This window comes from Rhizobium sp. 18065 (assembly GCF_902706095.1).
Taxonomy (GTDB): Bacteria; Pseudomonadota; Alphaproteobacteria; order Rhizobiales; family Rhizobiaceae; genus Allorhizobium.
In genome coordinates, this window is sequence record NZ_CACSJP010000004.1 from 280,652 (window position 1) to 292,653 (window position 12,002).

Sequence of the window (12,002 nt, forward strand, 5' to 3'; positions counted from 1 at the left end):
CTACAGCGTTGCCTGCGTCCGGCGATTGCGCAGCGCGCCGATGATGAAGACGGCTACGAACATCGAGCTCATGACCAGGACGATCGTCGGTGCCGGCGCGCTGTCGAGAAAGAAGCTCAGATAGATCCCGATCAGCGATGCCAGAACGGCGACCGATACGGCGGCGATCAGCATCGACTGGAAGCGCCGAGTGATCAGGAAGGCGATGGCGCCGGGTGTCACCAGCATGGCAACCGAGAGGATGATGCCGACCGCCTTCAAGGCGCCGACGACGACCAGCGACAGAACCGCCAACTGGCCGTAGTGCAGGACGCGCACCGACAGGCCGATGGCGCGGGCATGCTGCGGATCGAAGGCATGGGCGAGCAGGTCCTTGCGCAGGACGACGAGGAAGGCTGTGGCCGCCAGCGCGATCAGGCCTGTCTCGATGAGGTCGGAGGGCAGGATGCCGAGCATGTCACCGAACAGGATATGGTCGAGATGCACGCTGCTCTCGACATTGACATAGAGCACAATTCCCAGACCGAACATGCCGGAGAACACGATGCCGAGCACCGTGTCTTCCTTGATGCGGCTGTTCTCCTTGACGTAGCCGGTCATCAGCGCACAGGCGAGGCCGGCGATGAAGGCGCCGATCGCCAGCGGAATCCCGGCTATATAGGCGATGACGATGCCGGGTAGCACGGCATGGGAAACCGCGTCGCCCATCAGCGACCAGCCCTTGAGGACGAGGAAACAGGAGAGCAGGGCCATCGGCACGGCAATCATCAGTGTGATGACGAAGGCCGTCTGCATGAAAGGCAGCTGGAAGGGCAGGATCAGCAGTTCGAGTGTTTCGCTCATGTTGCACGCTCCAGTTCCAGCGGTTCCAGTGCAAGGCGGGCGCGACGGCGGGCGGCGAACAGGCCGTGCTTGGGGGCAAGCAGGAAGGCCGCGACGAAGATCAGCGATTGCAGCACGACGATGACGCCGCCGGTTGCGCCGTCGAGGAAATAGCTCAGGTAAGCGCCGATGAAACTGGTGCCGGCACCGATGGCGAGCGCCATCAGGATCAGCCGCTGGAAGCGATCGGTCAACAAATAGGCTGTTGCGCCCGGGGTGACGACCATGGCGATCACAAGGAAGGCGCCGACGGTCTGCATGGCGGCAACGGTCGAGGCGGCGAGCAGGGTGAAGAAGATCACTTTCAGGCGCTCGGGTTTCAGGCCGATGGACCGGGCATGGTTTTCGTCGAAGAAGGCTACCATCAGGTCCTTCCATTTCAGCGCCAGGACCAAGAGGCTGATGCCGCCGATCAGGACAAGCTGCAGGGTGTCGGCCGGGGTGATGGCGAGGATATTGCCGAGCACGATTGACTTGATGTCGATCGAGACGGGCGAGATCGACACCATGAACAGGCCAAGGCCGAAGAAGGAGGTGAAGATCAGTCCGATGATCGCGTCTTCCTTGAGCTTGGTGCGCTGGTTGAGGAAGAGAATGGCGAGCGCTGCCAGGCCGCCGGAGAGAAAGGCGCCGAAGGCAAAGGGCAGGCCGAGCATATAGGCGCCAGCGACGCCGGGCACGATGGCATGCGAGAGGGCGTCGCCGATCAGCGACCAGCCCTTCAGCATCAGATAGGCCGAGAGAAAGCCGCAGACACCACCGACCAGGGCGCTGACGAAGATCGCATTGCGCATGTAGTCATAGGTGAAGGGCTCAAGCAGGACGGTCATCATCAGCCCTTTCCAGCACGTCTGCCGGCTTCTGCGCAGGTGCTGGCGGTTTTGTCCCCGGGGCAGCGGCAGGTGTGCCGTAGATCACGAAGGGGCGTTCGTCGTCGGTGATCACCTTGACCTCGCGGCGATCGGCATCGTCGTGCAGGTCGCTGCCGGAAAGAACGAAATGGCGCAGGGCACCACCGAAGGCGGCCTTGAGATTGTCTTCGGTGAAGGTGTCTATGGTTGTGCCCGCAGCCAGTACCGTGCCCTTGACGAAGATTGTGCGGTCGCAGAAGTCGGGCACGCTGCCGAGATTGTGGGTCGAGACGAGCATCACTCTCCCTTCGGCGCGCAGATCGCGCATCAGGGTGATGATCTGCTCTTCGGTGGTGACATCGACGCCGGTAAACGGCTCATCGAGCAGGATGACCTGACCCTCCTGGGCAAGGGCGCGGGCGAGGAACACACGCTTGCGCTGGCCGCCGGAGAGTTCGCCGATCTGGCGCTTGCGATAGTCGCCCATGCCGACGCGCGACAGCGCCTCGTCGACCAGGCGGCGGTCGTTTTTCGAGGGAATGCGGAGGAAATTCATGTGGCCATAGCGGCCCATCATCACCACGTCCTCGACCAGAACCGGGAAATTCCAGTCGACCTCTTCGGCCTGCGGCACATAGGCGATCAGGTTTTTTGCCAGCGCATCGTGCACGCTCATGCCGAGCACGCTGATCCGGCCGCCGGCGACCGGCACGAAGCCCATGATCGCCTTGAACAGGGTGGATTTTCCCGCACCGTTGACGCCGACAAGGGCGGTGATCGTGCCGGTGGGGATGGCAAAGCTCGCATGGCGCAGCGCCGTGTGGCCATTGCGATAGGTGACCGTGACGTCTTCGGCGACGATGCCCTGACCGGCTGGATATTCCGGATCCTGATTGGGTTTCGGCGCGGATTGCCGCAGCTTTGCCCGGCGTTGGCTGGAACCCATGATCATCCTTCAAGTCCCTTGGCAATGGTCGAGACAGTAACCTTCAGAAGGTCGATATAGGTGGGAACCGGGCCGTCCTCGGTGCTCAGCGAGTCGACATAGAGGACACCGCCGTAATTCGCGCCGGTTTCGGCCGCGACCTGCTTGGCCGGCTTGTCGGATACGGTGCTTTCGGAAAAGACGACGCGGATCTTGTTGGCGGTCACCGCGTCGATCACGGCCTTGACCTGCTGTGGTGTACCCTGGCTGTCGGCATTGATCGGCCAGAGATAAAGCTCCTTCAGGCCGAGATCGCGGGCGAGATAGGAGAAGGCGCCTTCGCTCGTCACCAGCCAGCGTTCATTTTCGGGGAGGGCGGCGATCTGCGCCTTCATCGGGGCGATCTCGGCCTTGATCTTGTCGGAATAGGCGGCGGCGTTGGCGGCATAGACGGCGGCGTTGTCGGGATCGATCCCGGTCAGCGCCTTGCGGATATTTTCGACATAGATCAGCGCATTGTCGGGCGACATCCAGGCATGCGGATTGGGCTTGCCGTCATAGGCGCCACCGGAAATGCCCATCGGCGTGACGCCGTCGCTGACCACGACATTGGGCACATCGCCGAGATTGGCGAGGAATTTTTCAAACCAGGTTTCGAGATTGAGACCGTTCCACAGGACAAGATTGGCGTCGCTGGCTTTCAGGATATCGCGGGGCGTTGGCTGATAGCCGTGGATTTCGGCGCCGGGCTTGGTGATGCTTTCGACGGTGGCTGCGTCACCTGCAACGTTTCGGGCAATGTCGGCGATCACGGTGAACGTGGTCACGACCTTGGGCTTGTCGGCGGCGGATGCGGGCAACGGCGCCAGAAGCGCCAGCGCTGCAAACAGCGCGCCTCCCACGAGGCAGGCAAGTCTTGGCGGCATGCACGATCTCCACTTGTTGCGAATAATTCTCATTAAAACCTATCGCGCAAATCTGCTTTGTCAATGCATTTGCAACTCATTCGCAAAAAGAAACTGTTTTCGGCGAGAGGTTCCTTCCACTTCGGGAATTTCGCCGCCGCCAAGCCGTTGTGCGGCATTGTCGGGGGCAAGTTAAAGTTTCCGCAAGAACGATCTCATATGGTGGCGCAAGTATTGCGTAAAACAGCGGAGCGGTGTCATGGCGGAGTTCACAGCGTGAAGGGTCCGAAGATCCATATTTCGCGCAAGCTCGTGCTGATCTTCGGCGGCGTTCTTGTCCTGTGTGGCGGAACGGGTGCTGCGGCCGTGTTCATCGGCGCCGATACCCTGCTTGGTCCTTCCTATGCCGAGTTGAACGGCCTGGAATGCACCGAGGTCAAAACCGTCGAGATCCACAAGAAGGATCATTTCTGGATCCGGAAATACATTACCACCGATGAGCCCGGTGACGGCCTGACACGGGTGAAGACAGCACTTCGGGTGGCGAAAAGCCTGCATGAGCACGAAAAAGCCGACCTGGTCCAGGTCGTCGTTCTCGATGCCAAAGGCCCCAAGGATCGTGCCGACATGCGCGGCCGGGCGGTCGGCGCGGACGTCATTTTCATTCCTGATCCAAGCCGTGTGCCGGAAGAGGCCTCGGCACAAGTATTCACCGCGCGCTATGTCGACAAGGCGGCCAACGAGAACGGCCAGTTCTTCGGCGAGCGCATCGACATGATCGACAAGGATATCGAGGCGCTTGTTGCCAAGCTGGACGACACAACCGATTGCCTGAAGCCGGAAGTGATCCTGCCGGAGGGGGCCCATGGAGCCGCACCGGCCGGGCACGGCGAGGCGCCTGCCGGACATGGCGAAGCGCCTGCCAGCGGGCATGGCGAGGCACCCGCCGAAGGCCACGGCGAAGCGCCGGCGGATGCACACGGGGCGGCCCCGGCCGAAGGCCATGGGGAAGCACCGGCTGAGGGCCATGGTGGCGAAACACCGGTGGCCGAACACGGCGCGGCGGAAAGCAAGGGCTGGATGGGCTCGATCCTGGGCATGGTTGGCCTCGGCGGCAGTGACGAACCGGCGGATGCGCCGCATGGTTCCGAAGGCGCTGGCCACGATGCGCCAGCCGAAGATGAGGCTGTTGCGAACGAACACGGAGCGGCGGCGGGGAATGGAGAGGCCGCCGGACATGGCGAGGCTGCAGGACATGGCGAGGCTGCAGGGCATGGAGAGGCTGCAGGGCATGGAGAGGCTGCAGGGCATGCGCCTGCGGAAGGCGAAGGCCATGGTGCGGCGGTTGCGGCACATGGCGACGCTGTCGAGGGCCATGCCCCAGCGGATGACGCTTCCGCGCCGTCAGAAACGGCCGAAGGACATTCGTCCGCAGACGCCGATGCTGCCCATGCCGAGGATGCAACTGCTGCCGCGGATGCGACGGCTGCTGAAGAGCAGGGCTGGCTTTCCTCGCTGAAGGGTATGGTCGGCCTTGGTGGCGAAGAGACAGCACCGGAGGAGAAGGCTTCTTCTGAAACAGGCGCCAGCGTCTCGGACGCCGATGACGTTGCGAAGAAGAAGTGGCCGAAGCCGGCTGAAAACCAGGTTGCGCCGGATAGTGAGCAGGCGGGGACGGGGACCAAGCATGACGGCGGCGACTGGCTCGCCAAGATGCGATCCAAGCCGATAAGCCCGACCGGTGAGCCGTCGCATGAAGGGGCCGCTGCCGCTCCTGCTGTTGAACACGAGGCTGACGCGTCTGTGGAACCGAGCCATGACGTGAAAGCCGAGGCCGGTCAGGCGCCGTTGATGCCGGCTGAAGACGAGGCCATCCTGCCGCCGAAAGCCGAGGTCCATGGCGAGGAAGAGGCCAAAGCCGGGCATTGAACGAAGTTCATGTCAGGATCGACGCCTCTGCCAGAATGACAAAAGCCCCGGTCGCGAGACCGGGGCTTGTTTGTTTGCAAGACAGTTTTGTAGTGGATCAGTCAGTCAGTCAGTCAGTCAGTCAGTCAGTCCGGGCGCGGCGGGCCGGGAAGAGGATGATGTCGCGGATCGACGGGGCGTTGGTCAAAAGCATGATCAGGCGGTCGACGCCGATGCCGAGACCGCCGGCGGGTGGCATGCCCTGGTCGATCGCGTCGAGGAATTCCTCGTCCAGCTGCTTTTCCTTTTCGCCGCGGGCATGGGCCTGCTCGAGCTGCTCGACCATGCGCTTGCGCTGCTCTTCCGGATCGTTGAGTTCGGAAAAGGCGTTGCCGATTTCCCAGGCGTTGCAATAGGTCTCGAAGCGCTCGACGAGACGCGGTTCGCCCGGCACTTCCTTGGCAAACGGCGAGATGTCCTTGGGGAAATGCGTGACATGGCTCGGCTGGATCAGCGTGCCTTCGACCTTTTCCTCGAAGATGAACGCGAGGCATTCGCCCCAGGTCCAGTCCTTCTCGACTGCAAAGCCGGCAGCCTTGGCTGCGGTGCGGGCTTCGTCGTCGGTCTTCATGGCGAGGAAGTCGATGCCGGTCGCTTCCTTGACGGCGTCAGGCATCGGCACGCGCTTGAACGGGCCCTTGAACGAGATTTCCTTGTCGCCGAACATGAATTCGGTGGTGCCGTGGATCTTGACGGCGAGTTCGGCGAACAGGCGCTCGACGAGGTCCATGATGTCCTCGTAGTCGGCATAGGCCCAGTAGCATTCCATCATGGTGAATTCCGGATTGTGCCGGGTGGAGACACCTTCGTTGCGGAAGTTGCGGTTGACCTCGAAGACCTTGTCGGTCAGGCCGGAGACGAGGGTGCGCTTGAGAAACAATTCCGGCGCGATGCGCAGGTACATGTCGAGCTTCAGCGTGTTGTGATGGGTCTTGAACGGCTCGGCCGTCGCGCCGCCATAGACCGAATGCAGCATCGGCGTCTCGACTTCCATAAAGCCGTCGTTTTCCATGAAGCGACGGATGCCGGAGACGATCTGCGAACGCTGCCTGAAGCGGAGCTTCGAATCCTCGTTGGTGAGGATGTCGAGATGGCGCTTGCGGTAGCGCAGCTCGATGTCGGCGAGACCGTGATACTTTTCCGGCATCGGAAGCAGCGTCTTGGTCAGCATGGTGATTTCATGGGCGTTGATCGTCAGCTCGCCGCGCTTGGTGCGGCGGACCATGCCGGTAACGCCGATAATGTCGCCAAGGTCGATCATCGGCAGGAGGTTGCGGGCCTCTTCCGGGGTCGTGTCCTTGTGGGAGAAGATCTGGATCTTGCCCGAGGCATCGTGCAGGTCGATGAACATGCCCGAGTTGCGCGAGGAATAGACGCGTCCGGCAACGGTGACGATGTCGCCCGATTCCGTGTCCAGTTCGAGGCTCTCGTATTTCGCAGCCAGTTCCGCATTGGTGATCGTGCGGTGGAAATGCGCCGGGTATACGTCGCCGACCTGTTCGCGCAGCAAAGCCAGTTTCTGGCGACGCACTTCGGTCGGGTCGGAGGACAGTGTGGATTCAGGTGTCTGTTCGGTCATCGTGTATCGCCTTTTGGGGCTGGTTGATTTGGTTTGCCTGTGCGGCTGGCTCGGTCAACCCTCCCCCTTGTGGGGAGGGTCGGAGCGAAGCGACGGGGAGGGGAGACGCCTTGCTCGGGGTGAAGACCCCTCCCCAACCCCTCCCCACAAGGGGGAGGGGCTCGCCCTCAGTTCTGTGCACCCGCCATCGTGGTCAGCACCTGGATCGCCACTTTCAGGCGCTGGCGCACGACCGAGCGGCCGAGCAGTGCCATGCTGTCGAACAGCGGCAGCGAGCGCTGGCTGCCGGACACGGCGACGAACAGCGGCGGGGTGACCACGCGCAGCTTCTTCTCCATACGATCGGCAATCGCGCGAAGTTCTTCCTCGATGGTCGCCACGTTCCATTCGAGGATCTTTTCGAGATCCGCCTGGACGGTGGTGACGATGGCCAGCGTTTCCGCCGGGCTGGTCTTCAGGCCGCCGAAGGAGGCCGGCGTCAGGCCGACATCGTTGGCGAGCAGGAAGCCGGCGAGCGGCGGCAATTCGCCAAGCTTGGTGACGCGGCTCTGGGCGAGCTTCAGGCCCTCGGTGAGGCGGTCATTTTCCATCGCCCAGTCCAGCACGCGGGCGATGAATTCGTCCGGCGAAAGCTTTTCGCGCAGCCAGCGGCCGTTCAGCCAATCGAGTTTCTGGATGTCGAAGATCGCGCCGGCCTTGGACAGGTTGTCCGGATCGAACTTTCCGATCAGTTCATCCATGGTCAGCAGTTCTTCGCCTTCGGCGATCTGGATGAAGAACAGGCCGAGGAAATTCATCAGCGCTTCCGGCATATAGCCGAGCGCCGAATAGTAGGAGATCGAAGTCGGGTTCTTGCGCTTCGACAGTTTCGACTTGTCGGCATTGCGCATCAGCGACAGGTGCATCCAGACAGGTGCTTCCCAGCCGAAATAACGATACAGCAGAATGTGCTTGGGCACAGATGCCAGCCACTCTTCCCCGCGCGCGACATGGGTGATCTTCATCAGATGGTCGTCGATGACATTGGCCATGTGATAGGTCGGCATGCCGTCGCCCTTGATCAGGACCTGCATGTCGACACTGTCCCACGGGATCGACACGTCGCCATAGACGCCGTCATGGAAATCGCACGAGCCCTCGGTCGGGATCTTCATGCGCACGACGGAAGTCTCGCCGCCCGCCATCTTCGAGGTGACTTCCTCGGCGGTCAGGTTGAGGCAAAGACCATCATACTTTGGCGGCTTGCCGGCTGCGCGCTGGCCCTCGCGCATCTGCTCGAGCCGCTCGGGCGTGCAGAAACAACGGAAGGCGTGGCCCTTGTCGAGCAGGTCCTGAGCATGGGGCCAGTACATGTCCTTGCGGTCGGACTGGCGGTAGGGGCCGTAAGGGCCGCCGACATCCGGGCCTTCCGACCAGGTCAGGCCAGTCCATTTCAGCGCGTCGAGCACTTTCTGTTCGAACTCGGCCGTCGAGCGGGTCGCATCGGTATCTTCGATGCGCAGGATGAATTCGCCGCCGTGTTTCTTGGCGAACAGGTAGTTGAACAGCGCGATATACGCGGTGCCGACATGGGGTTCGCCGGTCGGGGAGGGTGCGATACGGACGCGGACGCCGGAATTGGTCATGGAGTTCAGCTCATTGTGACGTGCGGGGAAATCGAGCGATGGCCGCAGGATCATGGATGGTGTGAAAAACAATGTGGCGGAAGGACGAGAAGGCGCGTTTCCGTGCCAAGTTCCGCCTGTTCCATTGGCTGGCCTTAGGCCATATTCAACGCAGTGCGTCAAGGAAAACCACGTATTTTGGCGGTTTCCGGCGCTTCCTCCGGCAAGCGTGGAAAAAAATCAAAAAACAGCGGAACCGATTTCGGTTGGACGCGTTTCAACGACAGAACGCAGGTCGTGCCAATCGGACGCAACGGAATATCGGGGAACACGGAGTTTTTTCCGGTTTCTCTCCGTAGCCAACGAAGCGGCAGGCGAGCCCCCATCCGTCAGGCTTGTGTTCTCCCCAAGTCCCCCGCCCCCCAGGAAAGCCTGCGTCCCGCCGACGCAGGTTTTTCTGTGTCTGGCGCTGGCGAGGATCACACCTGCCGGTATCAGACTGGCCAGACCATCAAGAGTGTCGGGACGGCGACCAGGATGACCAGCACAGACAGGGGGAGCCCGAGCCGGGGGTAGTCGCTGAAGCGATAGCCGCCCGGGCCCATGACCAGCGTGTTGCACTGGTGGCCGATCGGGGTGAGGAAGTCGCAACCCGCGCCAATGGCAACCGCCATCAGGAAGGCTTCCGGTTGGTAACCCAGGCCGCCGGCGAAGCTCGCCGCGATCGGAGCCATCACCAGCACGGTCGCCGCGTTGTTGAGGAAGGGTGTCACGGCCATCGCGGTGACGAGGATCAGTGCGACGGCACCCCAGGCCGGCATGCTGCTGGCGAGCGTGCTCAACCAGCCTGCAATGACGTCGCTGGCGCCGGATGTCCGCAAGGTGCCGGACACCGGAATGAGGGCGGCCAGCATGACCAGGATCGGACCGTCAACAGACTGGTAGACTTCCGAGATCGGGATGACCTTGAAGACGACCATGGCCAGCGCCGCTGCAAAGAACGCAATGCCGACCGGGGCCAGTCCCAGGGCGGTGGCGCCCATGGCGACAAAGAGAATGGCGAGGGGAACGAGGACGTTTCGGCTTGTGCCGAGCAGGATTGCGCGCTCGGCGAGCGGCAGGCAGCCGAGTTCGGTCAGGATGGCGGGCATCTGCTGGCGAAGGCCCTGGAGCAGGACGACATCGCCCGACCGCAGCGTCAGTTCGCCCAGGCGCTCACGGATGCGTTTGCCCTGCCGGCTGACCGCAAGCAGGTTGACGCCGTAGGTGTGGACCAGGGACAGGTCCCGCGCCGTCTGGCCGATCAGCGACGACCCTCGGCTGATCACGGCCTCGACGGAGACAAGATCGCCGCCCTTGTTGGGGGCAACGGTGCCGCCGGCCAGCGTCAGGCTGCCCTGTGAGACGACGCGGTCGAGGGCCTCCGATGGTCCCTGCAGCAGCAGCGTGTCGCCGACTTTCAGCAGCACGTCGGGAAAAGGCGAAAGCCTCGTATCACCACGCAGGATCGACGTCGCAGAGACCTCACCCGAGGCAATCTGCTGCAACTGATGCAGGGTCTTGCCGACATAGGGAGACTGGCGTCCAAGTGTCGCTTCGGTTGAAAAATGCGAACTTTCGAGCGCTTCCTGCAGGGAAGGGTTCTGGTTTTCGCGGACGGGCACCAGCCAATAGAAGAACATCAGGAAGATGATGCCGGCGACCGCGAGGGTCGCGCCGACCGGGGTGAAGTCGAACATGGTGAAGGCCTGGCCGGTGATCTCTTCGCGCAGCCGCGAGACGGCGATGTTGGGCGAGGTGCCGATCTGGGTCATCAGGCCGCCGAGCAGGGCACCGAAGGCCATGGGCATCAGGAAGATCGATGGCGAGACGTTCGAGCGGCGGGCAAACTGGAATGCCACCGGCATCATGATGGCCAGAGCGCCGATGTTCTTGATGAAGGCAGAGAGTACGGTGACTGTGAGCAGCAGAAGCAGCATCTGTGCCCGGACGGATTCCAGGCTGGGAAAGAAGCGCTTGATGGCAAGGTCGACGACGCCGGATCGGGCAACACCGGCGCTGACCACGAGCGCGGAACCGACAATGATGACGATGTCGTCGGAAAAGCCGGCAAATGCCTCGGCCGGGGAGACGAGACCAAGAGCCACGGACGATACGAGCGCAGCACAGGCGACGACGTCGTACCGAAATCGCTCCCACAAGAAAGCCGCCATCATGGCAGCAATGACACCGAAGGCGAGAATTTGCTCGTAGGTCATATGGCTCCGGGCGGTTCAGTTGGCAGAGCTGCAGACGGTGACTTGCACCGCTGGTCAATGTCCAGTGTGATCTTTGAAGTCGTCAGGTGGTCATGCAAAAAAAAGAGGGCCGGTTCAATCAAACAGGCCCTCTTTCGGAACGTCAAGGATCAGTGGCGGGTCGTGCCTTTTTCGCGGTCGGCCTGCTTCTTCTTGCGGGCAAACATATTGAGCATTTCCACCAGGCCGGAGAATGCCATGGCAGCGTAGATATAGCCCTTTGGTACATGGAAGCCCATGCCGTCGGCGATCAGGGTCATGCCGATCATCAGCAGGAAGCCGAGCGCCAGCATGACGACGGTCGGGTTCTTCTCGATGAAATTGGCGAGCGGATTGGAGGCAATCAGCATGACTGTGACAGCCACGACGACGGCGATGACCATGATCGGCAGATGCTCCGTCATGCCCACCGCAGTGATGATGCTGTCGACGGAAAACACGAGGTCGAGCAACAGGATCTGGCCAATGGCGGCGGCAAAGGTGTTAGTCGCCGAGGATGCAATGAAATCTTCCTGCTGGTCGATCGGGTCGACGCTGTGGTGGATTTCCTTGGTCGCCTTCCAGACCAGGAACAGACCACCGGCAATCAGGATCATGTCCTTCCACGAGAAGCCGTGGCCGAAGAGTTCAAACACGGGATTGGTCAGCTGGACAATCCAGGCGACGGTTCCCAGCAGCGCCAGGCGCATGACGAGAGCAAGGCCGATACCGACGCGGCGAGCCTTTTCTCGCGATTCCGCCGGCAGCTTGTTCGTCAGGATGGAGATGAAGACGAGGTTGTCGATGCCGAGCACGACTTCCATGATGATCAGCGTAACCAGTGCGATCCAGGCGGCGGGGTCTTGAGCGAGTAGAAGGAGATCCTGCATTCGGTGTTTTCCGTGCTAAACAGAGGGGTTGAGCAACAGCAAATGGGGCAAATGATCGCAGATGGCAAGGGTCGGGGCGGCAGGTAAGTCGGGCGTCGTCCGATAAGGCGGCGAGTTCCGTC

The 12,002-nt window shown here is 61.9% G+C and carries 10 protein-coding genes; 1 reads left to right on the plus strand and 9 read right to left on the minus strand.

What is annotated here, in order from left to right:
* From GVK95_RS12575 to GVK95_RS12590, 4 genes are read right to left on the minus strand one after another with little or no spacing between them, the layout of a single operon-like run.
* Positions 1–843 carry a metal ABC transporter permease gene (locus GVK95_RS12575; RefSeq protein WP_159950059.1) on the minus strand — a complete coding sequence of 281 codons (843 nt, stop codon included), beginning with the start codon at positions 841–843 and terminating at the stop codon, positions 1–3.
* Entirely contained in the window at positions 840–1,715 is an 876-nt protein-coding gene (locus tag GVK95_RS12580; protein ID WP_159950061.1) for a metal ABC transporter permease, read from the minus strand. The genes GVK95_RS12575 and GVK95_RS12580 overlap by 4 nt, the downstream gene beginning before the upstream one ends.
* On the minus strand, positions 1,696–2,679 hold the full coding sequence (locus GVK95_RS12585; protein WP_159950063.1) for a manganese/iron ABC transporter ATP-binding protein: 984 nt from the start codon (positions 2,677–2,679) through the stop codon (positions 1,696–1,698). The genes GVK95_RS12580 and GVK95_RS12585 overlap by 20 nt, the downstream gene beginning before the upstream one ends.
* Positions 2,680–2,681: 2 nt before the next feature.
* Positions 2,682–3,584, minus strand: a complete 903-nt coding sequence (locus GVK95_RS12590) for a metal ABC transporter substrate-binding protein (RefSeq protein WP_159950065.1) — start codon at positions 3,582–3,584, stop codon at positions 2,682–2,684.
* Between the two features lie 255 nt (positions 3,585–3,839).
* Between GVK95_RS12590 and GVK95_RS25040 the strand changes: the two genes are divergently transcribed.
* Positions 3,840–5,492 carry a hypothetical protein gene (locus tag GVK95_RS25040; protein WP_200844273.1) on the plus strand — a complete coding sequence of 551 codons (1,653 nt, stop codon included), beginning with the start codon at positions 3,840–3,842 and terminating at the stop codon, positions 5,490–5,492.
* 121 nt (positions 5,493–5,613) lie between these two features.
* On the opposite strand, the gene lysS is transcribed toward GVK95_RS25040, so the two are convergent.
* From lysS to GVK95_RS12620, 5 genes are all read right to left on the minus strand, one after another.
* A complete protein-coding gene (lysS, locus tag GVK95_RS12600; protein ID WP_159950067.1) occupies positions 5,614–7,110 on the minus strand; it encodes a lysine--tRNA ligase in 1,497 nt (498 codons plus the stop codon).
* Positions 7,111–7,277: 167 nt separating this feature from the next.
* Positions 7,278–8,735, minus strand: a complete 1,458-nt coding sequence (gltX, locus tag GVK95_RS12605) for a glutamate--tRNA ligase (RefSeq protein WP_159950069.1) — start codon at positions 8,733–8,735, stop codon at positions 7,278–7,280.
* A gap of 158 nt (positions 8,736–8,893) precedes the next feature.
* Positions 8,894–9,046 carry a hypothetical protein gene (locus GVK95_RS12610; RefSeq protein ID WP_159950071.1) on the minus strand — a complete coding sequence of 51 codons (153 nt, stop codon included), beginning with the start codon at positions 9,044–9,046 and terminating at the stop codon, positions 8,894–8,896.
* A gap of 162 nt (positions 9,047–9,208) precedes the next feature.
* Entirely contained in the window at positions 9,209–10,972 is a 1,764-nt protein-coding gene (locus GVK95_RS12615) for an SLC13 family permease (RefSeq protein ID WP_159950073.1), read from the minus strand.
* Between the two features lie 149 nt (positions 10,973–11,121).
* Positions 11,122–11,880 (minus strand): TerC family protein, encoded by a 759-nt coding sequence (locus tag GVK95_RS12620; protein ID WP_159950075.1) that lies wholly within the window; start codon positions 11,878–11,880, stop codon positions 11,122–11,124.
* Between the last annotated feature and the right edge of the window lie 122 nt (positions 11,881–12,002).